Genomic DNA, 23,190 nt, shown 5'->3' with positions numbered 1-23,190 from the left:
CCTAGCCCTGAACGCCGAATCGCATGCCCGACCCAATCGATGACCTGCCGCTCGTCCTCTATTCATCTGCCCAAGTACGCGAGCTGGATGCACGCCTGATCGCCGCCGGTACGCCGGGGTTCGAGTTGATGCAGCGTGCCGCCCACGCCACCTGGCGCGCCCTGCGTCGTCGCTGGCCGAACGTGGCTGAGCTGACGGTTCTGGCTGGCCGTGGCAACAACGCCGGGGATGGCTACCTGATCGCTGCGCTGGCCCTGCGCGCGGGGTGGCGCGCCCAGGTGCTGGCCGTGGGTGATGCCACTGCCCTCGAAGGCGACGCCGCGCTGGCGCGGGATGAGGCGCTGAGCGCCGGTGTGCCCATCCTGTCGTGGAACGAGACGGCAGACCTGCAGGGCGTCGTGGTCGATGCGTTGCTGGGAACCGGACTCGTCGGTGAGGTTCGCGAGCCTTATGCCGAGGCCATCCATTGCATCAATGCCAGCCACCTGCCGGTGCTCGCGGTGGATGTCCCTTCCGGCCTCTGCGCCGATACCGGCCGCGTGCTTGGCGTTGCGGTGCGCGCCGACCTCACCGTGACCTTCATTGGCCTCAAGCTGGGCCTGTTTACCGGCGCTGCACCCGATCGGGTCGGCGAACTGGTTTTCGACGGCCTGCAGGCGGACGAAGCGATCGTCGCCAGCCAGCTGTTCGTCGCCCGGCGCCTGGCCGTCGATGGGCTCGACCTCCTGGCCTCGCGCCCGGCGACTGCTCATAAGGGGCGCTACGGCCGCCTGCTGGTGGTGGGCGGTGACCTGGGCACCGGTGGTGCGGCCTTGCTCAGCGCCGAAAGCGCGCTGCGCAGCGGGGCCGGCATGGTGTCGCTGGCCACCCGGGGCGAGCACGTTGGCGCGGCACTGTCGCGCATGCCCGAGGTGATGAGCGTGGGGGTTGCGTCCGCCAACCAACTGCGTGGCCTGGCGGCTGCGTCCAGCGTGTTGGTGGTTGGCCCCGGGCTCGGCCAGGGCGCCTGGGGGCGCAGCCTGCTGAGCGCCGTGACCGCACAGGAGGTACCCCAGGTCTGGGATGCCGATGCCCTCAATCTGCTGGCCGCGGGTGGGGTCGGTTTGCCCGAGGGTTGCGTGATCACGCCGCACCCGGGGGAGGCCGCGCGGCTGCTGGGTACCAGCATCGCCGACGTCCAGAAGGATCGTCCCGCCGCCGCCCTCGCGCTTGCCCGTCGCTATCGCACCACCGTTGTGTTGAAGGGCGCGGGTAGCCTGATCGCGGGTGCCGATGGCCGCCTGGCGCTCTGTGATCGCGGCCATCCCGCCATGGCCGGCGCCGGGCTGGGAGATGTGCTCGCGGGTGTCATCGGCGCCCTGCTGGCCCAGGGCATGGCGCCGTTCGAGGCTGCCTGTCTGGGCGTCTGGCTGCATGCCGGCGCTGGCCAACTGCTGGGTGCCCAGGGGCGCGGGCTGGCAGCCAGTGACCTGATTCCTACCATTCGTCAGCTGCTCGAGGAGTGCTCGCCGTGCCTGAGTTGAATCTTTTTGCCGACGGCGAAGACGCCATGCTGGCGCTGGGCGCGCGCCTGGCGCAGGCGACCGGAGGTCGCGGCATCATCTACCTGCACGGTGACCTTGGGGCCGGCAAGACCACGCTGTCGCGCGGCATCCTGCGTGGCCTGGGCCATGGCGGTTCGGTGAAGAGCCCCACCTTCACCCTGGTGGAGCCCTACGAGATCGGCGAGTTGCGCGCGTTCCACTTCGACCTGTATCGCCTGGCCGACCCGGAAGAGCTTGAATTCCTGGGTATCCGCGACTATTTCGAGGGCGATGCGCTGTGCCTGATCGAGTGGCCCCGGAGGGGCACCGGCATTTTGCCAAAGGCCGACATGGACATTACCATTAGCCCCCATGCAGGCGGCCGTACGCTGCATCTGTCGCCGCATACTGAGCGCGGCGAGTCCTGGTGCGCCGCCTTGGCCACGGGAGTATGAACAAGAGAATGGGGTGGGGTATGCGCTCGCGCGCGCTGTTTGCCGGGATTGGGGTTCTGCTTGCGGTGTTTGCCGCTGATGTCCTGGCCGCTGCGGAGGTTCGTGGCGTTAGGCTTTGGCGCGCCCCCGACAATACCCGGCTGGTGTTCGACCTGTCTGGCCCCGTGCAGCACAGCGTGTTCACGCTGGCGGCCCCCAATCGCATCGTCATCGATATCAGCGGCGCCCAGTTGGCCACCAAGCTGGAGCAACTGTCGCTGAGCAATACGCCCATCACCAGTGTGCGCTCCGCCCAGCGCAGCCCCACCGAGCTGCGTGTGGTGATAGACGTTTCCGCTGCCGTCGTACCCAAGAGCTTCTCCCTGGCGCCGAACCAGCAGTACGGCAACCGCCTGGTAGTGGACCTGTTCGACCAGGAAGCCGCTGCCAATGAAGCGTCCACACCCCAGGTCGCCGTGGCGCCAAGTACGCCGCAGCCGCCGGTGTCGCCGACCCAGCCCGCCACCAACAAGCTGCCGCCGGTACCCGGTGGCAACCGCGACATCATCATCGCCATCGACGCCGGCCACGGCGGCGAGGACCCGGGTGCCCTCGGGCCCAAGGGGCAGCATGAGAAGGACGTGACCCTGGCCATCGCCAAGGAGTTGCAGCGCCAGATCAACCAGGAGAAGGGCTTCCGGGCCGAGCTGGTGCGGACCGGCGACTACTTCATCCCGCTGCGCAAGCGCACCGAGATCGCCCGCAAGAAGGGCGCGGACCTGTTCGTTTCCATTCATGCCGACGCCGCCCCCAGCCGCAGCGCCTTCGGTGCCTCGGTGTTCGCCCTGTCGGACCGTGGCGCCACTTCGGAGACCGCCCGCTGGCTGGCCGACAACGAAAACCGTTCCGACCTGATCGGCGGCGTCGGCAGCGTCAGCCTGGACGACAAGGACCGCATGCTCGCAGGGGTGCTGCTGGACCTGTCGATGACCGCGTCGCTGTCCTCCAGCCTCAACGTCGGGCAGAAGGTGCTGACCAACATCAGCCGCGTCACGCCGCTGCACAAGCGCCGCGTCGAACAGGCCGGCTTCATGGTGCTGAAGTCCCCGGACATCCCGTCGATCCTGGTGGAAACCGGCTTCATCTCCAACCACAACGAATCGCAGAAGCTGGCCAGTGCCGGTCACCAGCAGGCCCTGGCGCGCTCCATCCAGGGCGGGATCAAGCAGTTCTTCCAGCAGAACCCGCCGCCTGGCACCTACATCGCCTCTCAGCGTGACCAGGGCAAGATCGCCGCCGGCCCGCGTGAGCATCTGGTCACCTCCGGCGAAAGCCTGGCGCTGATCGCGCAGCGTTATCAGGTCAGCCTTGCCGCTTTGCGCAGTGCCAATGGCCTGAAGAACGACAACATCAAGGTCGGCCAGACCCTCGATATCCCGGCTACCGCCCTGGCAGCCCAGCCATGACCGAGTTGCGTCGCATCCAGCTGCTCAGCCCCCGGCTGGCGAACCAGATCGCCGCTGGCGAGGTGGTCGAACGCCCCGCGTCGGTGATCAAGGAACTGCTGGAGAACAGTCTCGACGCGGGCGCCCGGCGCATCGACGTCGAGGTCGAGCAGGGCGGCATCAAGCTGCTGCGGGTGCGCGACGACGGCGGCGGCATTCCGGCCGATGATCTGCCGCTGGCCCTGGCACGCCACGCCACTAGCAAGATCCGCGACCTCGAAGACCTCGAGCGGGTGATGAGCTTGGGCTTCCGTGGTGAAGCGCTGGCGTCCATCAGCTCCGTGGCGCGGTTGACCATGACCTCGCGCACCGCCGATGCCGAACAGGCCTGGCAGGTGGAGACCGAAGGGCGTGACATGGAGGCCCGTGTGCAGCCTGCGGCGCACCCGGTGGGCACCTCGGTGGAAGTGCGCGACCTGTTCTTCAATACCCCGGCGCGACGCAAGTTCCTGCGTGCCGAGAAGACCGAGTTCGACCATCTGCAGGAAGTGATCCGGCGGCTGGCTCTGGCTCGCTTCGATGTCGCCTTCCACCTGCGGCACAACAACAAGACGGTCTTCGCCCTGCACGAAGCGAAGGACGAGATCACCCGCGCGCGGCGCGTGGCCAGCGTATGCGGCCCGGCCTTCCTCGAACAGGCGTTGCCGATCGAGGTGGAGCGCAATGGTTTGCACCTGTGGGGTTGGGTCGGCCTGCCGACCTTCTCCCGCAGCCAGGCGGACCTGCAGTACTTCTACGTGAATGGCCGCATGGTGCGCGACAAGCTGGTGGTGCACGCGGTGCGCCAGGCCTACCGCGATGTGCTCTACAACGGCCGGCACCCCACCTTCGTGCTGTTCCTGGAGGTGGACCCGGCCGTGGTGGACGTCAACGTGCACCCGACCAAGCACGAAGTGCGCTTCCGTGAAAGCCGCATGGTCCATGACTTCCTCTACGGCACGTTGCACCGTGCGCTGGGCGAGGTACGGCCTGAAGATCACCTGGCTGCCCCCGCGGCCGTGGGTGGGATGGTCCGGGCCACCGGGGCCGAGGCGGGTGAATTTGGCCCTCAAGGTGAAATGAGCCTGGCCGCGACCGTTCTGGAACAGCCGGTCAGCCAGCCTGCCTGGACGCCATCGTTCGGTGGCGCAGGGGCCGGCTACCAGGCACCACGACCCTCACCGGTGCTGGGCACCGCCGAGGCGCAGGGCGCCTACCGTGAATATTTCGCGCCCATGACGGGCCAGCCCGCTGCCGCATTGCCGGACAGCCAGGGCGATATCCCGCCGCTGGGCTATGCCCTGGCGCAGCTCAAGGGCATCTACATCCTCGCCGAGAACGCCCAGGGGCTGGTGCTGGTGGACATGCACGCGGCCCATGAGCGCATCACCTACGAGCGCCTGAAGGTCGCCATGGCCAGTGAAGGGCTCAAGGGGCAACCGTTGCTGGTGCCCGAGTCGCTGGCCGTGAGCCAGCGTGAAGCCGACTGTGCCGAGGAACACGGCAACTGGTTCCAGCGCCTGGGCTTCGAGCTGCAGCGTCTTGGGCCCGAAACCCTGGCTATCCGCCAGACCCCTGCGTTGCTCAAGCAGGCCGAGGCGACCCAACTGGTGCGCGACGTGCTCTCCGATCTGCTCGAGTACGGCACCAGCGACCGTATCCAGGCCCACCTGAACGAGCTGTTGGGCACCATGGCCTGCCATGGCGCCGTACGTGCCAACCGCCGCCTTACCCAGCCCGAAATGAATGGCCTGTTGCGCGACATGGAACACACCGAGCGCAGCGGCCAGTGCAACCACGGCCGCCCCACCTGGACGCAGCTGGGTATGGATGACCTGGACAAGCTCTTCCTGCGTGGCCGCTGAGATGGGGCAGCCCCTGCCACCGGCCATCTTCCTGATGGGTCCCACTGCCGCCGGCAAGACCGACCTTGCCCTGGACCTGGCGCGCCACCTGCCTTGCGAGCTCATCAGCGTCGACTCGGCGCTGGTCTATCGCGGCATGGACATCGGTACGGCCAAGCCCGAGAAGGCCATTCTTGAGGCATTTCCCCATCGTTTGATCGACATCCGCGACCCGGCGCAGAGCTACTCTGCCGCCGAGTTCCGCAGCGATGCGCTGGCCGCCATGGCCGAGATCACCGCGAAGGGGCGTATCCCCCTGCTGGTCGGCGGCACCATGCTCTATTACAAGGCGCTGCTGGAAGGCCTGGCGGACATGCCCAGTGCCGACCCGGCCGTGCGTGCGGGGCTGGAGGCGCGCGCCGAGCGTGAGGGTTGGGAAGCGTTGCATCGCGAGTTGGCGGAGGTGGACCCGGAGTCCGCCGCGCGCATCCACCCGAACGACCCCCAGCGGCTTACCCGCGCCCTGGAGGTGTACCAGGTGAGTGGGATGACGATGACCGCACATCGTCAGCGACAGGCGTTGCAAAATCCCGACTCGGGCCCCTCTGGCCGGGGGCAATTGCCTTATACTGTGGCCCACTTGGCGATCGCTCCGACGCAGCGCCAGGTGTTGCACGCGCGAATCGCGCAACGATTTCGTCTGATGCTGGAACAGGGCTTTGTCGAAGAGGTCGAAGCTCTGCGCGAAAGACGTGACTTGCACGCCGGACTGCCGTCTATAAGAGCTGTCGGTTATCGCCAGGTATGGGAATACCTGGACGGCGACCTGACCCGGGCCGAAATGGAAGAGCGAGGCATCATTGCAACGCGCCAATTGGCCAAGCGGCAGTTCACCTGGTTACGTAGTTGGGCTGATATACATTGGCTGGACAGCCTGGCTTGCGACAATCTGCCGCGCACCTTGAAATACCTGGCGTCGGTCTCCATATTGGGCTGAGACCTCACCAGTTACCGTCTATCCTTGGGGGTAGGGCGGCCTAACTTTCTCGTCATTTGACAACTAAATCGATTTATATCCCTACAGGAGTGCGGCATATGTCAAAAGGGCATTCGCTACAAGACCCTTACCTGAATACCTTGCGTAAGGAACGCGTACCGGTTTCCATCTATCTGGTTAACGGCATCAAGCTGCAAGGCCAGATCGAATCCTTCGACCAGTTCGTGATTTTGCTGAAGAACACTGTCAGCCAGATGGTCTACAAGCACGCAATCTCCACCGTGGTACCGAGCCGCCCCGTGCGTCTGCCGAGTGCCACCGAGCAAGAAAACCCCGAGCCTGGTAACGCCTGATAGGAGTCTGCATTGTTTTTCGAACGCCCTGGTGGTGGTGAACGGGCCATCCTGGTTCATCTGGACGGCCAAAATCCCGAGGCGCGAGAAGACCCGCAGGAATTCCAGGAGCTGGCTCGGTCGGCTGGCGCCGACACGGCAGCATTCATTTCCGTGTCGCGCCACCAGCCGACGGCAAAGTATCTGATCGGCACTGGCAAGGTCGAAGAGCTGCATGACCTGGTCAAGGCCGAGCAGGTCGAACTGGTCATCTTCAACCACACCCTTTCGCCCAGTCAGGAACGCAACCTCGAGCGAGCGCTCGAATGCCGCGTTCTCGATCGCACCGGCCTGATCCTCGATATCTTCGCCCAGCGCGCCCGCACCCATGAAGGCAAGCTGCAGGTGGAGCTCGCCCAGCTCGAACACATGAGCACGCGGCTGATCCGTGGCTGGACCCACCTCGAGCGGCAGAAAGGTGGTATCGGCCTGCGTGGGCCGGGTGAAACCCAGCTCGAAACCGACCGCCGTCTGCTGCGTGTGCGCATACGCCAGATCAAGCAGCGCCTCGACAAGGTGCGCAGCCAGCGCGAACAGGCTCGCCGCGGGCGCAAGCGTGCCGATATCCCTTCCGTTTCCCTGGTTGGCTACACCAACGCCGGCAAGTCCACGCTGTTCAATGCCGTGACCTCGTCCGAGGTCTATGCTGCGGACCAGTTGTTCGCCACGCTCGACCCGACGTTGCGTCGCCTGGAGCTGAACGATTTCGGGCCCATCGTGCTGGCCGATACCGTGGGCTTCATCCGTCACCTGCCGCACAAGCTAGTCGAGGCCTTCCGGGCTACCCTTGAGGAGTCCAGCAACTCCGACCTGCTGCTGCACGTGATCGACGCCCATGAGCCTGAGCGCATGGCGCAGATCGAGCAGGTCATGGCGGTGCTGCATGAAATCGGTGCCGATGGCTTGCCGATGCTCGAGGTGTACAACAAGATCGACCTGCTCGATGGCATGGAGCCGCAGATCCAGCGAGACGCAGATGGCAAGCCTGAACGGGTCTGGCTGTCGGCGCGTGAGGGTCTCGGGCTCGATCTGCTCAAGCAGGCGATTGCCGAGTTGCTGGGGATGATCTGTTCGTAGGTACCCTGAGGCTGCCGCAGAAGCTGGGCAGGCTCAGGGCTCAGTTCTTTTCCCTTGGCGCGGTGCAGAGCGAGCAGCACGATGAGGCGGGCGACTTCCTCCTGGCGCTGCGTGTGCCGCGTGTGGAGCTCAATCGTCTGGTCAGCCGTGAAGGCTGGAAGCCGCAGGAGTTCCTGGAGCAACACACTTTGCAATAAAGCCCGCGGGTGCGCTTTTTGCCGCGGGTGGCGGGCTTTCGGTAGCATTGGCGGGCGTGCCGTGGGTGCGTCTTTGCTTTATCAGTATGGAGAGCGCTATGGCTTGGAATGAGCCGGGTGGCAACTCGAACAATCAGGATCCCTGGGGTGGACGCCGTGGTGGCGATCGCAAGGGGCCGCCGGATCTGGACGAAGCCTTCCGCAAACTGCAGGACAGTCTCAATGGGCTGTTCGGCGGCAAGAAACGTGGTGGTGGCGAAAGCGGTGGCAAGGGCGGCGGCTTCGGCCTGGTCGGCATTGCCCTGTTCCTTCTCGCCATGGTCTGGCTCTACAGCGCCGTCTACGTGGTCGATGAGCAGGAGCAGGCCGTGGTGCTGCGCTTCGGCAAGTACTACGACACCGTCGGCCCGGGCCTGAACATCTATTTCCCGCCCATCGATCGCAAGTACCAGGAAAACGTCACCCGCGAGCGTGCCTATAGCAAGCAGGGTCAGATGCTCACCGAAGACGAAAACATCGTCGAGGTGCCGCTCACCGTCCAGTACAAGATCACTGACCTGCAGAAGTTCGTACTGAACGTCGACCAGCCTGAAGTCAGCCTGCAGCACGCCACCGAAAGCGCGCTGCGCCACGTGGTCGGCTCCACCGAGATGGACCAGGTCCTGACCGAGGGGCGCGAGCTGATGGCCAGCGAGATCAAGGAGCGCCTGCAGCGGTTCCTCGACACTTACGGCACCGGCATCACCGTCACCCAGGTGAACGTGCAGAGCGCAGCCGCCCCGCGTGAGGTGCAGGAAGCGTTCGACGATGTGATCCGCGCCCGTGAAGACGAGCAGCGTGCCAAGAACCAGGCCGAAGCCTACGCCAACGGCGTGATCCCCGAGGCCCGTGGCCAGGCGCAGCGCATCATCGAGGACGCCAACGGCTACCGCGATGAAGTCATCTCCCGTGCCAAGGGTGAGGCGGATCGCTTCACCAAGCTGGTGGCCGAGTACCGCAAGGCGCCGGAGGTCACGCGTCAGCGTCTGTACCTCGACACCATGCAGGAAGTCTTCAGCAACACCAGCAAGGTGCTGCTGACCGGCGACAAGGGGCAGAACAACCTGCTCTATTTGCCGCTGGACAAGATGATCGACAACCGCGGTGGCAGCGGCAGTACCGTTCCCGGCGCAGCTGCCAGTGGCGCCGCCGATCTCGGTGCGCGCGTCACCACCGATCTGCAGCAGCGCGATCTGCGTTCTAGGGAGAGTCGCTGATGGGTAACAAATCGCTGATCGCCCTGATCGGAGCCGTTGTCCTCGCCCTGGTGGCCTGGAGCAGCTTCTACATAGTGGCGCAGACCGAGCGTGCGGTACTCCTGCAGTTCGGTCGTATCGTCGAAGCCGACGTCAAGCCGGGTCTCCACGTGAAGATTCCGTACGTCAACCAGGTGCGCAAGTTCGACGCTCGCCTGCTGACTCTGGATTCCCCGACCCAGCGTTTCCTGACCCAGGAAAAGAAAGCGGTCATGGTGGATGCCTACGCCAAATGGCGCGTGGCGGATGCCGAGCGTTTCTACACCGCGACTTCCGGCCTCAAGCTGATCGCCGACGAACGTCTGTCGCGCCGCCTGGAAGCAGGCCTGCGTGACCAGTTCGGCAAGCGCACCCTGCACGAAGTGGTTTCCGGTGAGCGTGACGGCCTGATGGCTGATATCACCCGCTCGCTGAACACCATGGCCAGCAAGGAGCTGGGCATCGAGGTGGTGGACGTTCGCGTCAAGGCCATCGACCTGCCCAAGGAAGTGAACCGCAGCGTGTTCGAGCGCATGAGCACCGAGCGTGAGCGTGAAGCCCGTGAGCACCGAGCCAAGGGCAGCGAGCTGGCCGAGGGTATCCGCGCGGATGCCGATCGTCAGCGCCGCGTGCTGCTGGCCGAGGCTTATCGCGAATCGGAAGAGGCTCGTGGTGATGGTGACGCCCAGGCGGCTGCCATCTACTCCAAGGCGTACAGCCAGGACCAGGAGTTCTACAGCTTCTATCGCAGCCTCAAGGCCTACCGCGAGAGCTTCTCGAGCAAGGGCGACGTGATGGTTCTGGATCCGAACAGCGAGTTCTTCCAGTTCCTCAACAAGGCCAAGTGATGGTCTTCCCCGGCGGACGGTCCTGTCCGCCGGGGTGACCCGCCGGGAAAACGTGGTATCATGCGTCAGCCGGGAAATCCCGGCTTTTTTGCGTCCGCGAGAATCATGTGGCAGGAAATCGGCATAGCGTTTTGTTTCGTGCTGGTGCTGGAAGGCATCCTGCCCTTCCTCTATCCGCGCCGTTGGCGCGCCGCGGTGCACGGGTTGGCAGGGTTGAAAGACCGCCAGCTCCGCCTCATGGGCCTCGTCAGCATGTTGCTGGGGACCGGCCTCCTGTATCTGCTTCACTGAAGGCTTGCCGCCCGGCTGAGAGGGGAATGGCGTAATGGCAACGGTAGATCGCTGGCTGCTGCCAGATGGAATCGAAGAAGTACTGCCGCCCGAAGCGGCGCGCATCGAAGCAGCCCGCCGCCAGGTACTGGACCTGTTCCAGCGCTGGGGCTACGACTTCGTGGTCACCCCGCACATCGAATATCTCGAGTCACTGTTGACCGGTGCCGGCCAGGATTTGGACCTGCGCACCTTCAAGGTGACCGACCCGCAATCCGGTCGCCTCATGGGCTTCCGCGCCGACATCACCCCGCAGGTGGCGCGTATCGACGCCCACACCCTGCGCCGTGAAGGCCCCAATCGCCTGTGCTATGCCGGCAGCGTGCTGCACGCCAAGCCGCGTGCACTTTCCACTTCCCGCAGCCCCATCCAGTTGGGTGCCGAGCTCTATGGCGACGCCAGCCCGGCCAGTGACGTCGAGGTCATCAGCCTGATGCTGGAGATGCTCGAGCTGGCGGCCGTGCCGGATGTGCACATGGACCTCGGTCATGTCGGTATCTACCGCGGCCTGGCCCGTGCCGCCGAGCTGTCGGGCGAGGTGGAGCAGCAACTGTTCGACGCCCTGCAGCGCAAGGCCGTTGACGAAGTGGCTGATCTGACCGCAGATCTGCCCAGTGAACTGGCTTCCATGCTTCGCGCACTCGCCGAGCTGTGTGGCGACCGCCAGGTGCTGGAGCTGGCTCAGGGCGTGCTGATGGATGCGCCGGACGAGGTGCATGTCGCCCTCGACGAGCTGATCGCCATCGCCGACGAGCTGGAACTCCGCTATCCCGAACTGCCTCTGTATTTCGACCTGGGCGAGTTGCGCGGCTACCACTACCACACGGGTGTGGTGTTCGCTGCCTTCGTGCCGGGCGAGGGGCAGTCCATCGCTCAGGGCGGTCGCTATGACGATATCGGCGCCGACTTCGGTCGTGCCCGTCCGGCTACCGGCTTCTCCACCGACCTGAAGACCCTGGTCACCCTGGGGCGGATGGATCTTGACGAAATCCCGACTGGTATCTGGGCGCCCGACGTCCATGACGTCTACCTTTGGCAGGCTGTGAAACGGCTGCGCAGCGAAGGTCAGCGCGTGGTCCAGGCGTTGCCGGGGCAGGATGTAGATAGCGCGCAGGAGGTCGGCTGCGATCGCCAGCTGTCCCTGCGTGACGGGCGCTGGCAGGTTGCGCCCCTGGTTTCCTAAGGTTTTCCCGCCGGCCGTTGCCGGCATCGAGCTTCCGAAGAGGACAAGTGTTATGGGTAAGAATGTCGTGGTCCTGGGCACCCAGTGGGGTGATGAGGGCAAAGGCAAGATCGTCGACCTGTTGACCGACCAGGCAGCCGCTGTCGTGCGCTACCAGGGCGGCCACAATGCCGGTCACACGCTGGTGATCGACGGCGAGAAGACCGTGCTCCACCTGATCCCGTCCGGCATCCTGCGCGAGAACGTGCAGTGCATGATCGGCAACGGCGTGGTTGTCGCGCCGGACGCGCTGATGCGCGAGATCACCAAGCTGGAAGAGAAGGGCGTGCCGGTTCGCGAGCGCCTGCTCATCAGCCCTTCCTGCACCCTGATCCTGCCGTACCACGTCGCCCTCGACCAGGCGCGTGAGAAGGCCCGTGGCGATGCCAAGATCGGCACCACCGGCCGTGGTATCGGCCCGGCCTATGAAGACAAGGTCGCCCGTCGTGGCCTGCGCATCGGTGACCTGTTCCACCGCGAGCGCTTCGCCGCCAAGCTCGGCGAGCTGCTGGACTACCACAACTTCGTCCTGCAGAACTATTACAAAGAGCCGGCCGTCGACTTCCAGAAGACCCTCGACGAAGCGCTGGGCTACGCCGAAGTGCTGGAGCCGATGATCACCGACGTCGCCGCCCGCCTGCACGAACTGCGCAAGCAGGGTGCCTACATCATGTTCGAAGGCGCGCAAGGCTCGCTGCTGGACATCGACCACGGCACCTACCCCTTCGTCACCAGCTCCAACACCACCGCTGGCGGCACCGCCACCGGTTCCGGTTTCGGCCCGCTGTACCTGGACTACATCCTCGGTATCACCAAGGCCTACACCACCCGTGTGGGTTCGGGCCCGTTCCCCACCGAGCTGTTCGATGAGACCGGCGCCTTCCTGGCCAAGCGTGGCCATGAGTTCGGCTCCACCACCGGTCGCGCCCGTCGTTGCGGCTGGTTCGATGCCGTCATCCTGCGTCGCGCCATCGAGATCAACAGCATCTCCGGCCTGTGCCTGACCAAGCTGGACGTACTGGACGGTCTTGAAACCATCCGTATCTGCGTCGGCTACAAGGACCAGAACGGCGACGTGCTGGTCGATGCGCCGACCGACGCCGACAGCTACATCGGCCTGCAGCCGGTTTACGAAGACATGCCGGGCTGGAGCGAATCCACCGTTGGCGTGAAGTCGCTCGATGAGCTGCCGGCCACTGCCCGTGCCTACATCAAGCGCATCGAGGAGCTGGTCGGTGCGCCCATCGACATCATCTCCACCGGCCCGGATCGCAACGAAACCATCGTCCTGCGCCACCCGTACGCCTGAGTCGACCGACTCGAAAAAGGGCCGCCTCGTGCGGCCCTTTTTCATGGGCGAAAGAAAATATTGCGGCACGGCCCTTGCTGGCGCTCTATAAATCCCTGAAGTCGCCGTTAAAGAAGAACGGTCGTAGAGGAGCATCGTCGTGTCCGCCATCCTTTCCCTGCTCAGAAGCCGCTTGCTGCGGCCTGTTTTCATCGCTCTCGGCGTCTCCCTGCTGGTGCAGGTGGTGGTGGCCGTTGCCCTGACTCGGGGCACGGTCGACTCGTTGGTCGAGGATCTCGGTCAGCGCCTGGGTGACGACACCCGCCGCCTGTCGGGCGAACTGGAGCAGGCTGGTCAGGAGGTTTCCGGCAGCCTTTCCAGTCTTTCCAGCAAGACCCGTGAGCGCCTCAGTGCCTCCCTGTCCGAGCGCCTCAAGGCGGAGCAGGGGCAATTGCGTTCCACGCTGGAAGAGAACCTCAAGGCGTCCGCCACTGATCTCGCCCAGTTGCTCGCCGCGGTCGCGCCACGCGCCATGTGGGACAACGATATACCCACGCTCTCCGAGTTCGCCCGCCGCGCCCAGCGCAATCCCAACGTACTCTTCGTGGTGTATGACGATGCCCAGGGCCAGCACCTGACGCGTTACCTCAATCGCGAGAACGCCGCGATCAAGGCCCTGCTGGCCAAGGGGCAGGGCGAGCGTGCGCTGGATAAGGTGCTCAACGCCGCCGCCAGCGACCCGTCCGTCTACATGGTCGAAGCCTCCATCAGCCCCAATGGCGTGGAGATCGGCAAGGTGCGCCTAGGGGTCTCCACGGCCACCATCGAAGACCAGTTGAAGGCGCTGGACTCACGCTTCAGTGCGCTGATCGCCAGCGGTGGTGAGCTGGTGGGGCAGAGTCTTTCCGGTGCGGCAACCGACAGCACGGCGGTGCTGACGGCGCGGCTCAAGTCCGCCCAGGAGGCGGCCAATGGCATGAGTACCGGCACCCAGAAGACGGTGGAAGGTGCCGCCAATGAGTTGCGCTGGCGCATCGGCTTGGCCCTGGTACTGGTGGGGCTCGGTGTATTGCTGGTGCTGGCGGTGGTGCTCGGCCATCGTGTGGTCAATCGCCTGCGTCTGCTGATCGCTGCACTGAACGACCTGGCCGCTGGTGAGGGTGATCTGACTCGTCGTGTGCGTCTGGACAGCAGTGATGAGCTGGGCGAGATGGCTACGGCGGTGAACCGCTTCATCGACAAGCTGCAGCCCATCGTCCGCGAGGCCGGGGATGTGGCGGTGCGCACGGGCAGTGAAATCCGCTCCCTGTCCGAGCGCAGCCTGGCGGCCGCGGCGGCTGCCGAGCGCCAGCGCAATGAAGTCGCCGGCAGTCTCGATGCGCTGGCGCAGATGACGGCGGAGGCCCAGGGCGAAAGCCAGGCCATGCAAACGGCCTTGCAGCAGGTTGGTGAGATTCGCCAGGCGACCCAGGACAATGCCGCCATCGCCCGCAAGGTGGGTGGCCTGATCGAGACCCTGGAAGAGCGTGTGCAAAACGGCGCTGAGGTGATCGAGCGCCTGGCGCGGCAAAGCGAGCAGATCGAAGTGGTGCTCTCGGTCATCCACGGCATCGCCGAACAGACCAACCTCCTGGCGTTGAACGCGGCGATCGAAGCAGCGCGGGCGGGGGAGAGTGGTCGCGGCTTCGCGGTGGTGGCCGACGAGGTGCGTGCGCTGGCCAGCAAGACCCAGCAATCCACCGGTGATATCCAGGCGCATATCGGTGCATTGCAGAAGGGCGCCAAGGAGGCGGTCGCGGCCATTGCCCAGGCACGCGCTCGTGCGACCGAGGGTATCGATGCGCTACGGGACAGCGAGCGCCTGCAGCAGAGCGTGCAGCAGGCGGTGGAGGAAGTGCACGAGGCGGTGAGGGCGGCGGCGCGAGCGGCCGAGCACCAGGCCGAAGGGGCGCATGCCGTGCGGGGTCGGGTCGACGTCATCCATTCCGAGGCGCGCCTGGCGGCGGACGCCGTGGCGGCAACCGTCAGCAGCGGTCGTGTACTCGACGGGCTGGCGGCGCAACTGAAATCCAGCCTCGGCCAGTTCAAGGCCTGATGGCTGGATGCCAGAAAGCACAAAGCCGAGCAGAGCTTGGCTTTGTGTTGAAGAGTGGTGCCCAGGAGAAGACTCGAACTTCCACGGTGTTGCCACCGCTAGGACCTGAACCTAGTGCGTCTACCAATTCCGCCACCTGGGCACATTGCGATGATCGCTCATCGACTTTTTTGCTGCACTTGATCGACCAGGTCGACAGGGTGTGCTGCTACCCTTTGTACTGCAAACCAAGCCAAAGGCTCAGTCGCTTGAATAATGGTGCCCAGGAGAAGACTCGAACTTCCACGGTGTTGCCACCGCTAGGACCTGAACCTAGTGCGTCTACCAATTCCGCCACCTGGGCACTCACAGCGTCTCAGCAACGCTGTGGGCGCGAACTATACGGTTCGACTTTTTGCTTGTAAACCCCTGACGGCAAAAAAATTATTCTTGGATGAAAGCTGACCGCTGAACGGATTTCGCGCTTCAATAGACAGATGGCAAACATAACTATGAATGAAAAGGTGAATCCCCTCTGATGGCCGATTGGCAAAACCTCGATCCCGAGGCCGCCCGCGAGGCGGAAAAGTATGAAAACCCCATCCCCAGCCGCGAGCTCATCCTGCAGCGTCTCGATGAGCGTGGCGCCCCGGCCAACCGCGAGCAGTTGGTCGAAGAGTTCGGTCTGACCACCGAAGACCAGCTGGAGGCCCTGCGTCGGCGCTTGCGCGCCATGGAGCGGGACGGCCAGCTTATCTATACGCGCCGTGGCACCTATGCACCGGTCGACAAGCTCGACCTGATCTGCGGCCGCATCAGCGGCCACCGCGACGGTTTCGGCTTCCTTATTCCCGATGACGGCAGTGACGACCTCTTCCTCAGCCCCGCGCAGATGCGCCTGGTGTTCGACGGCGACCGCGCCCTGGCGCGCGTATCCGGCCTCGACCGCCGTGGCCGCCGCGAAGGCGCGCTGGTGGAAGTGATCGAGCGCGCCCATGAAACCCTGGTCGGCCGCTTCTTCGAAGAAAGCGGCATCGCCCGCGTGGTGGCCGACAACCCGAAGATCCAGCAGGAAGTGCTGGTGCCCCAGGGCAAGCAGGGCAGCGCCAAGCACGGCCAGTTCGTGCAGGTGAAGATCGAGCAGTGGCCGAGCAACTTCCGCGTCGCCCAGGGCGAAGTGGTCGAGGTGCTGGGTGACTACATGGCGCCGGGCATGGAGATCGAAGTCGCCCTGCGCAGCTACGACATCCCCCACGAATGGCCCGAGGCCGTGGTCAAGGAAGCCGCCAAGCTGAAACCGGAAGTGGCCGAGAAGGACAAGGAAAAGCGCATCGACCTGCGCGGCCTGCCTTTGGTGACCATCGATGGCGAAGACGCCCGTGACTTCGACGACGCCGTCTATGCCGAAGCCCGCAAGGGTGGCGGCTGGCGCCTGTTCGTGGCCATCGCCGACGTTTCCCACTATGTAAAGGTGGGCTCGGCGCTGGACGAAGAGGCCGCCAAGCGCGGCAACTCCGTGTACTTCCCCGAGAAGGTCATCCCGATGCTGCCGGAGGCGCTGTCCAACGGCCTCTGCTCGCTGAACCCGCTGGTCGATCGCCTGGCCATGGTCTGCGAGATGACCCTGTCCCGCGCGGGCAAGATGACCGGCTACGAATTCTACGAAGCGGTGATCCACTCCCACGCGCGCCTGACCTACAACAAGGTCAGCCAACTGCTGGAAACCCCGGACTCCATCGAAGGCAAGCAGCTTGCCGAGCAGATGCCCCAGGTCGTTCCGCACCTGCAGCAGCTCTACAAGCTCTACAAGGTGCTACTGGCAGCGCGCCAGGTGCGCGGCGCCATCGATTTCGAAACCCAGGAGACGCGCATCGTCTTCGGCGCCGATCGCAAGATCGCCGAGATCCGCCCGACCCAGCGCAACGACGCCCACAAGCTGATCGAGGAATGCATGCTCTGCGCGAACGTGGCCACCGCCCGTTTCATGCAGGACCACGACATCCCCTCCCTCTACCGTGTGCACGACGGCCCGCCGGCCGAGCGCCTGGACAAGCTGCGCCTGTTCCTTGGTGAGCTGGGCCTGACCCTCAATCGCGGCAAGGGCGAACCGACCCCGAGTGATTACCAGGCCCTGCTGGAAACTATTCGCGGACGCCCGGACTACCACCTGATCCAGACCGTGATGCTGCGCTCCCTGAGCCAGGCGGTGTACAGCGCCGACAACCAGGGCCACTTCGGCCTCAACTACGACGCCTACACCCACTTCACCTCGCCGATCCGCCGTTATCCGGACCTGCTGGTGCACCGTGCCATCCGTAGCGTGGTCCGCTCCAAGCGCGAGACTGTGCACGTCAAGCGTGCCGGCGCCACGGCCATGGTCAAGGCGCGTATCTACCCGTACGACGAGGCCGCCCTGGAGAAGCTCGGCGAGCAGTGCTCGATGACCGAGCGCCGCGCCGACGAAGCCACCCGTGACGTCACCAACTGGCTGAAGTGCGAGTACATGCGCGAGCGCGTGGGCGAGACCTTCCCCGGGGTGATCTCGGCGGTGACCGGCTTCGGCCTGTTCGTCGAACTGACCGACATCTATGTAGAAGGCCTGGTGCACGTCACCGCATTGCCGGGTGACTATTACCACTTCGACCCGATCCACCACCGCCTGGCGGGTGAGCGCAGCGGTCGCAGCTTCCGCCTGGGCGACACGATCGAAGTACTGATCGCGCGCGTCGACCTGGACGAGCGCAAGATCGACTTCGAGCTGGCCGAGAATCCTCTTAATGCACCGGGCGGCCGCAAGAAGCGCGGTGCCGAGAAGTCCGCGCCCGCACCCGAGGTCAAGCCGGCCAAAGGTTCCAAGACCCGGAGCCGCGGCAGCAAGCCTGCGGCCCTGGCGAAGAAGGCCGCCGCACGCGACCCGCAGCCCGAGCAACTGGCCCCAGGCGTTGCCGTGGCGCCGCGCCGCAGCAAAGCGGGCAAGGTCCAGGCACTGCCGGCCGTATCGCCGGAAATCCTCGCCCAGGCCGACGAAATGCTTGGCAACACCGACGTCAACCGCAGCCGCGCGTTGAAACAGGCGTTGCTCAGCGAGGCGCGTCATGGGGGTGAAAAGCCCCGTGGTGGCAAGCCTCAAGGCGGCAAGGCCCAGTCCCGTCCCGCCAAGGGGGCGCCTTTCGGTGCCGGTGGCCAGGATCCGGCCGCCAAGGATCGCGACGCCAAGCCGGGCAACAAGCCAGGCAGCAAACCAAGCGGCGGCAAGCCGAAGAAGGCCAAGCCGGCGAGCAAGCCCGGCAAGCCGACCAAGCACCGCAAAGGACCGCCCAAGACGAAAGCCGCTGGCGGCAGTGACAAGGTCAAACCATGAGTGATTTGGAAAAGGTCTACGGCGTGCATGCCGTGGAAGCGCTGTTGCGTCACCACCCCAAGCGGGTCAAGCAGCTGTGGCTGGCGGAAAGCCGGCATGATCCACGCGTCCAGGCGCTGGTCGAGCTTGCTGGTCAATTCCGTGTGCCCGTTGGGCAGAAGGATCGGCGCGAGCTGGATGAATGGGCCGAAGGCGTCCACCAGGGCGTGGTCGCCGAGGTCAGCCCCAGCCAGGTCTGGGGCGAGAACATGCTCGACGAGCTGCTGGAGGGGGCTGAAGGCCCGCCCCTGCTGCTGGTGCTCGACGGCGTGACCGACCCGCACAACCTCGGCGCCTGCCTGCGCACCGCCGATGCCGCCGGTGCGCTGGCGGTGATCGTGCCCAAGGACAAGTCCGCCACCCTCAACGCCACCGTGCGCAAGGTGGCCTGCGGTGCCGCCGAAGTGATCCCCCTGGTCGCCGTGACCAACCTCGCGCGCACCCTGGAGAAGCTGCAGAAGAAAGGCCTGTGGACCGTCGGCACCGCCGGCGAAGCCGAACAGGAGCTTTACCAGCAGGACCTGACCGGCCCGACCGTGCTCATCATGGGCGCGGAAGGCAAAGGCATGCGCCGCCTCACCCGCGAGCACTGCGACTACCTGGTGAAGCTGCCGATGTCCGGCAGCGTCAGCAGCCTCAACGTTTCGGTCGCCACTGGCGTCTGTCTGTTCGAGGCGGTGCGCCAGAGGGGCAGCGCCAAGCGCCAAGCCGCAAGCGACAAGTAAGAGCGGTGTTGAGCGGGGAGGCGCCGCCGTCCCTGCTTGCAGCTTGTCGTACGTAGGGTGGGTAGAGCGCAGCGAAACCCACGCGGAGCGGTGCTCGGCATGACTCCGAAATGGTGGACCGGTGAAGCGTGGTCCACCCTACGCCCAGGCCGCGAAAATAAATAAGTCCGGTAGTTGACCGCTTCCGTCGATCCCCCAGGCGCTTGCAGCTTGCAGCGCCCTCCGGCGCTGTTCAAATATTCACCAGTTTTTCTTGCGCGCCCCCGGGCGCTTCTCTAGAATGGCGCCCCTTGCCGCACCGGCGGGCGTTTGCGCGCCTTCCTCGCCGGCAAGCCAAAACGAAACATTCACTCCTTGCCTGACCACATAGTTGGCAGGCTACAACCCGTAAGGAGCATTTATGCGTCATTACGAAATCATCTTCCTGGTTCACCCGGACCAGAGCGAGCAGGTTGGCGGCATGGTCGAGCGCTATACCAAGCTGATCGAAGAAGACGGTGGCAAGATTCATCGCCTGGAAGATTGGGGCCGTCGTCAACTGGCCTATGCAATCAACAACGTTCACAAGGCTCACTACGTGATGCTGAACGTCGAGTGCAGCGGCAAGGCCCTGGCCGAGCTGGAAGACAACTTCCGCTACAACGATGCCGTCCTGCGTAACCTGGTCATCCGTCGCGACGAAGCCGTTACCGGTCAGTCCGAGATGCTCAAGGCCGAGGAAAACCGCAACGAGCGCCGCGAGCGCCGTGAGCGCGTTGAAACTGACTCCGCCACCGATGGCGATGACAGCGACAACGACAGCGACAACGCTGACGAGTAATCCACGGATCTATTGAGGAGCCAAGTTCATGGCACGTTTCTTCCGTCGTCGTAAGTTCTGCCGTTTCACCGCTGAAGGCGTGAAAGAGATCGACTTCAAGGATCTCAACACCCTGAAGGCGTACATCTCCGAAACCGGCAAGATCGTTCCTAGCCGTATCACCGGTACCAAAGCCAAGTATCAGCGTCAGCTGGCTACCGCTATCAAGCGCGCCCGCTACCTGGCCCTGCTGCCCTACACCGACAGCCACGGCCGTTGAGACCGGGTAGTCGACGCTTCAAAGGATAGATCGCATGCGCGCACTGGCTGAATTCACCATGCGAGGCCGTATGCAGGCAACGCTGGCCGTGGCTGGTGCTGCACTGGTTCCGTTGTTGTTCTGGCTGAGTGCCTCCGCAGGTAGCCTGGTGCTGCTGCGGCGGGGCTTCAGTGATGCCTTCGGCATCCTGGCCTGGGCGGTACTGCCGGCTGCGTGCTGGTGGTACCTGGGTGATCCGAGCATCCTTCTGGCCCTGCTCGGGACCCTGACGCTGGCGCAGATTCTGCGTGTCAGCGAGTCCTGGAGCCATGTGCTGATTGGCAGCGTGGCATTGGGCCTGGTGTTCGCACTGGTGCTCGGCAACGCCTACTCCGAGATGATCGGGGTGCTGGCGACCGAGGTCACCAAGGTGCTGGCCCAGGTCCGCGGCGATGCCCAGCTGTCGGGTGAGGAACTCGACAGGTTGCAGGCCGCGATGGTGCCGACCCTTACCGGGGTCATGGCGTCTTCGCTGCAGGCCACCTGCCTCCTTTGCCTGGTGCTGGCGCGCTATTGGCAAGCGGCGTTGTACAACCCGGGCGGCTTCGGTCGCGAATTCCGGAGTCTGCGCCTGAGGCCCGCGGTTGCCGTGGCCCTGCTGCTGGGATGCATTCTGATCCCGGCGCTGGATGGACGAGCCGCGTTGCTTGGGCCGCTGTGCAGCGTGCCGCTGTTGTTCGCAGGTGCTGCCCTCGGGCACGGGCTCATCGCCCTGAAGCGCCTGTCGGGTGGCTGGCTGATAGTGCTGTACCTGGCCGTGCTGCTGATCGGGAACTTGATCTGTCTTTTGGCTGTGATCGACAGCCTGTTTGATTTTCGCGGACGCCTGGCACGTAAGAACGGCGCCGGTCCCGCGAACGGTGAAGGTTAATAGTTAAGAGGATTCCCAAATGGAAATCATTCTGCTCGAAAAAATCGCCAACCTGGGCAACCTGGGCGACAAGGTGAACGTCAAGGCTGGTTACGGTCGTAACTACCTGCTGCCGCAAGGCAAGGCCACCCGCGCTACCGCCGAGAACGTTGCTGCGTTCGAAGCTCGCCGCGCTGAGCTGGAAAAACTGGCTGCCGAGAAGAAAGCTTCGGCTGAAACTCGCGCTGCCCAACTGGCTGAGCTGGAAGTGACCATCACTGCCACCGCCGGTGACGAAGGCAAGCTGTTCGGTTCCATCGGTACCCACGACATCGCTGACGCCCTGACCGCCTCCGGCGTTGAGGTTGCCAAAGCCGAAGTTCGTCTGCCGAACGGCACCATCCGTCAGGTTGGCGAGTACGACGTAGCTGTGCACCTGCACACCGACGTTGAAGCGACCGTCAAGCTGATCGTCATCGCTGCCTAAGTCAGCGCGCCTGGTCGGCGTTCGCGCCGTCCAGGCGGAGCGTGCTTGCACTCAGGTGCGAGCGCGCTAACAATCGGGCACGTCATTGCGAGAGCGGTGACGTGCCCGTTGTCTTTCTACCGCATGCATTCCCGAGCCCATGAACGAAATCAGCCTTCCCGAACAGTTCGACCTGGAAACCTCCGCCCTCAAGGTGCCGCCGCACTCCATCGAGGCCGAGCAGGCAGTGCTGGGGGGCCTGATGCTCGACAACAACGCATGGGAGCGGGTACTCGACCAGGTCTCCGATAGCGACTTCTATCGCCATGACCACCGCCTGATCTTCCGCGCCATCTTCAAGCTCGCCGAGCGCAACGCGCCCTTCGACGTGGTGACCCTGTCCGAGCAGTTGGACAAGGAAGGGCAGCTGCCCCAGGTCGGTGGCCTCGCCTACCTGGGCGAACTGGCGAAGAACACCCCCTCGGTGGCCAACATCAAGGCCTATGCGCAGATCATTCGCGAGCGCGCCACCCTGCGCCAGCTGATCGGCATCAGCACCGAGATCGCCGACAGCGCCTACGCACCGCAGGGGCGCACGGGCGAAGAGATTCTCGACGAAGCCGAGCGGCTGATCTTCCAGATCGCCGAGGCGCGCCCTAAGACCGGCGGCCCGGTGGGCATCAACGACATCCTGGTCAAGGCCATCGACCGCATCGACGAGCTGTTCAACAACGGCGATGCCATCACCGGCCTGTCCACCGGCTTCGACGAACTGGACAGCCTCACCAGCGGCCTGCAGCCGGCCGACATGATCATCGTCGCCGGCCGTCCCTCCATGGGTAAGACCACCTTCGCCATGAACCTGGTGGAGAACGCGCTGATGCGCAGCGACAAGTCGATCCTCGTCTACTCGCTGGAAATGCCCTCCGAATCCATCGTCATCCGTATGCTCGCGTCCCTCGGGCGCATCGACCAGACCAAGGTCCGCGCCGGCCGCCTGGACGACGACGACTGGCCGCGCCTCACCTCCGCGGTCAACCTGCTCAACGACCGCAAGCTGTTCATCGACGACACCGCCGGCATCTCGCCGTCGGAGATGCGCGCGCGCACCCGCCGCCTGGCCCGCGAACACGGCGAGATCGGCCTGATCATGGTCGACTACCTGCAGCTGATGCAGATCCCCGGCTCCAGCGGCGACAGCCGGGTGAACGAGATCTCCGAGATCTCCCGCTCGCTCAAGGGCCTGGCCAAGGAATTCAACTGCCCGGTCATCGCCCTGTCCCAGCTCAACCGGGGCCTGGAACAGCGCCCGAACAAACGCCCGATCAACTCCGACCTTCGCGAATCCGGGGCCATCGAGCAGGACGCCGACATCATCCTCTTCGTCTACCGCGACGAGGTCTACCACCCCGAGACCGAGTACAAGGGCGTGGCCGAGATCATCATCGGCAAGCAGCGTAACGGCCCCCTCGGCACCGCGCGCCTGGCCTTCCTCGGCAAGTACTCGCGCTTCGAAAACCTCGCGCCGGGCAGCTACAACTTCGAAGATGAGTAAGGCTTGAGCCTGAAGCCTGAAGCCTGAAGCCTGAAGCTGGATGTGCGCGCGTAGGGTGGGCTTCAGCCCACCGGTTACATCGTGGTCAGGCT

At 64.7% G+C, this 23,190-nt stretch carries 19 protein-coding genes, 2 tRNA genes and 1 pseudogene; 20 read left to right on the top strand and 2 right to left on the bottom strand.

What is annotated here, in order from left to right:
• Positions 1-23 precede the first annotated feature (23 nt).
• The 13 genes and pseudogenes from PSm6_RS07295 to PSm6_RS07235 all read left to right on the top strand — a co-directional run bounded on the left by PSm6_RS07295 (position 24) and on the right by PSm6_RS07235 (position 15,005).
• Positions 24-1,523: an NAD(P)H-hydrate dehydratase gene (locus PSm6_RS07295; RefSeq protein ID WP_265169926.1), complete on the top strand. Its 1,500-nt coding sequence runs from the start codon at positions 24-26 to the stop codon at positions 1,521-1,523.
• A 26-nt stretch (positions 1,524-1,549) separates the two neighbouring features.
• Positions 1,550-1,978, top strand: a complete 429-nt coding sequence (gene tsaE / locus PSm6_RS07290) for a tRNA (adenosine(37)-N6)-threonylcarbamoyltransferase complex ATPase subunit type 1 TsaE (protein WP_371877112.1) — start codon at positions 1,550-1,552, stop codon at positions 1,976-1,978.
• Between the two features lie 8 nt (positions 1,979-1,986).
• Positions 1,987-3,423 (top strand): N-acetylmuramoyl-L-alanine amidase, encoded by a 1,437-nt coding sequence (locus PSm6_RS07285; RefSeq protein WP_148304231.1) that lies wholly within the window; start codon positions 1,987-1,989, stop codon positions 3,421-3,423.
• Positions 3,420-5,306 carry a DNA mismatch repair endonuclease MutL gene (gene mutL / locus PSm6_RS07280; RefSeq protein ID WP_265169922.1) on the top strand — a complete coding sequence of 629 codons (1,887 nt, stop codon included), beginning with the start codon at positions 3,420-3,422 and terminating at the stop codon, positions 5,304-5,306. The genes PSm6_RS07285 and mutL overlap by 4 nt, the downstream gene beginning before the upstream one ends.
• 1 nt (position 5,307) lies before the next feature.
• The gene (gene miaA / locus PSm6_RS07275) at positions 5,308-6,282 is read left to right on the top strand and encodes a tRNA (adenosine(37)-N6)-dimethylallyltransferase MiaA (protein WP_265170509.1); all 975 of its coding nucleotides are present in this window, start codon (positions 5,308-5,310) and stop codon (positions 6,280-6,282) included.
• Between the two features lie 98 nt (positions 6,283-6,380).
• On the top strand, positions 6,381-6,635 hold the full coding sequence (hfq, locus tag PSm6_RS07270) for an RNA chaperone Hfq (protein ID WP_031287790.1): 255 nt from the start codon (positions 6,381-6,383) through the stop codon (positions 6,633-6,635).
• 12 nt (positions 6,636-6,647) lie between these two features.
• Positions 6,648-7,948, top strand: a pseudogene (gene hflX, locus PSm6_RS07265) (ribosome rescue GTPase HflX).
• Between the two features lie 98 nt (positions 7,949-8,046).
• Positions 8,047-9,204 (top strand): FtsH protease activity modulator HflK, encoded by a 1,158-nt coding sequence (gene hflK, locus PSm6_RS07260; RefSeq protein WP_265169921.1) that lies wholly within the window; start codon positions 8,047-8,049, stop codon positions 9,202-9,204.
• On the top strand, positions 9,204-10,070 hold the full coding sequence (hflC, locus tag PSm6_RS07255; RefSeq protein WP_265169919.1) for a protease modulator HflC: 867 nt from the start codon (positions 9,204-9,206) through the stop codon (positions 10,068-10,070). The genes hflK and hflC overlap by 1 nt, the downstream gene beginning before the upstream one ends.
• Before the next feature lie 105 nt (positions 10,071-10,175).
• Positions 10,176-10,361, top strand: a complete 186-nt coding sequence (locus PSm6_RS07250) for a DUF2065 domain-containing protein (protein WP_031287789.1) — start codon at positions 10,176-10,178, stop codon at positions 10,359-10,361.
• A 34-nt stretch (positions 10,362-10,395) separates the two neighbouring features.
• On the top strand, positions 10,396-11,583 hold the full coding sequence (locus PSm6_RS07245) for an ATP phosphoribosyltransferase regulatory subunit (protein WP_021219737.1): 1,188 nt from the start codon (positions 10,396-10,398) through the stop codon (positions 11,581-11,583).
• 52 nt (positions 11,584-11,635) lie between these two features.
• A complete protein-coding gene (locus PSm6_RS07240; RefSeq protein WP_021219736.1) occupies positions 11,636-12,931 on the top strand; it encodes an adenylosuccinate synthase in 1,296 nt (431 codons plus the stop codon).
• Positions 12,932-13,070: 139 nt separating this feature from the next.
• Entirely contained in the window at positions 13,071-15,005 is a 1,935-nt protein-coding gene (locus PSm6_RS07235) for a methyl-accepting chemotaxis protein (protein WP_043242434.1), read from the top strand.
• Positions 15,006-15,060: 55 nt separating this feature from the next.
• Here the strand turns inward: PSm6_RS07235 and PSm6_RS07230 are convergent.
• Both PSm6_RS07230 and PSm6_RS07225 read right to left on the bottom strand, forming a co-directional pair.
• A tRNA-Leu gene (locus tag PSm6_RS07230) sits at positions 15,061-15,147 on the bottom strand.
• 114 nt (positions 15,148-15,261) lie between these two features.
• Positions 15,262-15,348, bottom strand: a tRNA-Leu gene (locus PSm6_RS07225).
• A 174-nt stretch (positions 15,349-15,522) separates the two neighbouring features.
• On the opposite strand from PSm6_RS07225, the gene rnr reads away from it, so the two are divergent.
• The 7 genes from rnr to dnaB all read left to right on the top strand — a co-directional run bounded on the left by rnr (position 15,523) and on the right by dnaB (position 23,098).
• Positions 15,523-18,345, top strand: coding sequence for a ribonuclease R (rnr, locus tag PSm6_RS07220; protein ID WP_265169915.1), 2,823 nt, complete (start codon positions 15,523-15,525; stop codon positions 18,343-18,345).
• Positions 18,342-19,109 (top strand): 23S rRNA (guanosine(2251)-2'-O)-methyltransferase RlmB, encoded by a 768-nt coding sequence (rlmB, locus tag PSm6_RS07215; protein WP_031286996.1) that lies wholly within the window; start codon positions 18,342-18,344, stop codon positions 19,107-19,109. The genes rnr and rlmB overlap by 4 nt, the downstream gene beginning before the upstream one ends.
• A 400-nt stretch (positions 19,110-19,509) precedes the next feature.
• Complete coding sequence (gene rpsF, locus PSm6_RS07210; protein ID WP_021217371.1) at positions 19,510-19,929, top strand: 30S ribosomal protein S6; 420 nt, start codon at positions 19,510-19,512, stop codon at positions 19,927-19,929.
• Positions 19,930-19,957: 28 nt separating this feature from the next.
• Positions 19,958-20,188 carry a 30S ribosomal protein S18 gene (gene rpsR, locus PSm6_RS07205; protein WP_003452992.1) on the top strand — a complete coding sequence of 77 codons (231 nt, stop codon included), beginning with the start codon at positions 19,958-19,960 and terminating at the stop codon, positions 20,186-20,188.
• Positions 20,189-20,222: 34 nt separating this feature from the next.
• Positions 20,223-21,098: a hypothetical protein gene (locus PSm6_RS07200; protein ID WP_265169904.1), complete on the top strand. Its 876-nt coding sequence runs from the start codon at positions 20,223-20,225 to the stop codon at positions 21,096-21,098.
• A gap of 19 nt (positions 21,099-21,117) precedes the next feature.
• Entirely contained in the window at positions 21,118-21,564 is a 447-nt protein-coding gene (rplI, locus tag PSm6_RS07195) for a 50S ribosomal protein L9 (RefSeq protein WP_021217373.1), read from the top strand.
• A 139-nt stretch (positions 21,565-21,703) separates the two neighbouring features.
• Positions 21,704-23,098, top strand: coding sequence for a replicative DNA helicase (gene dnaB, locus PSm6_RS07190; RefSeq protein ID WP_043242456.1), 1,395 nt, complete (start codon positions 21,704-21,706; stop codon positions 23,096-23,098).
• The last annotated feature ends 92 nt before the right edge of the window (positions 23,099-23,190 follow it).

The sequence above is a fragment of the Pseudomonas solani genome (assembly GCF_026072635.1).
Lineage (GTDB): Bacteria > Pseudomonadota > Gammaproteobacteria > Pseudomonadales > Pseudomonadaceae > Metapseudomonas > Metapseudomonas solani.
Note: the sequence above shows the minus strand (reverse complement) of the source record. Positions and strands in the feature narration are given on the sequence as shown.

Excerpts from the sequence above, each read along its gene's own strand:
- rpsR (WP_003452992.1), top strand. The coding sequence starts at position 19,958 with ATGGCACGTTTCTTCCGTCGTCGTAAGTTCTGCCGTTTCACCGCTGAA.
- PSm6_RS07295 (WP_265169926.1), top strand. The coding sequence starts at position 24 with ATGCCCGACCCAATCGATGACCTGCCGCTCGTCCTCTATTCATCTGCC.
- PSm6_RS07200 (WP_265169904.1), top strand. The coding sequence starts at position 20,223 with ATGCGCGCACTGGCTGAATTCACCATGCGAGGCCGTATGCAGGCAACG.
- PSm6_RS07285 (WP_148304231.1), top strand. The coding sequence starts at position 1,987 with ATGGGGTGGGGTATGCGCTCGCGCGCGCTGTTTGCCGGGATTGGGGTT.
- PSm6_RS07250 (WP_031287789.1), top strand. The coding sequence starts at position 10,176 with ATGTGGCAGGAAATCGGCATAGCGTTTTGTTTCGTGCTGGTGCTGGAA.
- tsaE (WP_371877112.1), top strand. The coding sequence starts at position 1,550 with ATGCTGGCGCTGGGCGCGCGCCTGGCGCAGGCGACCGGAGGTCGCGGC.
- PSm6_RS07245 (WP_021219737.1), top strand. The coding sequence starts at position 10,396 with ATGGCAACGGTAGATCGCTGGCTGCTGCCAGATGGAATCGAAGAAGTA.
- PSm6_RS07240 (WP_021219736.1), top strand. The coding sequence starts at position 11,636 with ATGGGTAAGAATGTCGTGGTCCTGGGCACCCAGTGGGGTGATGAGGGC.
- miaA (WP_265170509.1), top strand. The coding sequence starts at position 5,308 with ATGGGGCAGCCCCTGCCACCGGCCATCTTCCTGATGGGTCCCACTGCC.
- hflK (WP_265169921.1), top strand. The coding sequence starts at position 8,047 with ATGGCTTGGAATGAGCCGGGTGGCAACTCGAACAATCAGGATCCCTGG.
- rnr (WP_265169915.1), top strand. The coding sequence starts at position 15,523 with ATGGCCGATTGGCAAAACCTCGATCCCGAGGCCGCCCGCGAGGCGGAA.
- hflC (WP_265169919.1), top strand. The coding sequence starts at position 9,204 with ATGGGTAACAAATCGCTGATCGCCCTGATCGGAGCCGTTGTCCTCGCC.
- mutL (WP_265169922.1), top strand. The coding sequence starts at position 3,420 with ATGACCGAGTTGCGTCGCATCCAGCTGCTCAGCCCCCGGCTGGCGAAC.
- dnaB (WP_043242456.1), top strand. The coding sequence starts at position 21,704 with ATGAACGAAATCAGCCTTCCCGAACAGTTCGACCTGGAAACCTCCGCC.
- rpsF (WP_021217371.1), top strand. The coding sequence starts at position 19,510 with ATGCGTCATTACGAAATCATCTTCCTGGTTCACCCGGACCAGAGCGAG.
- hfq (WP_031287790.1), top strand. The coding sequence starts at position 6,381 with ATGTCAAAAGGGCATTCGCTACAAGACCCTTACCTGAATACCTTGCGT.
- rlmB (WP_031286996.1), top strand. The coding sequence starts at position 18,342 with ATGAGTGATTTGGAAAAGGTCTACGGCGTGCATGCCGTGGAAGCGCTG.
- rplI (WP_021217373.1), top strand. The coding sequence starts at position 21,118 with ATGGAAATCATTCTGCTCGAAAAAATCGCCAACCTGGGCAACCTGGGC.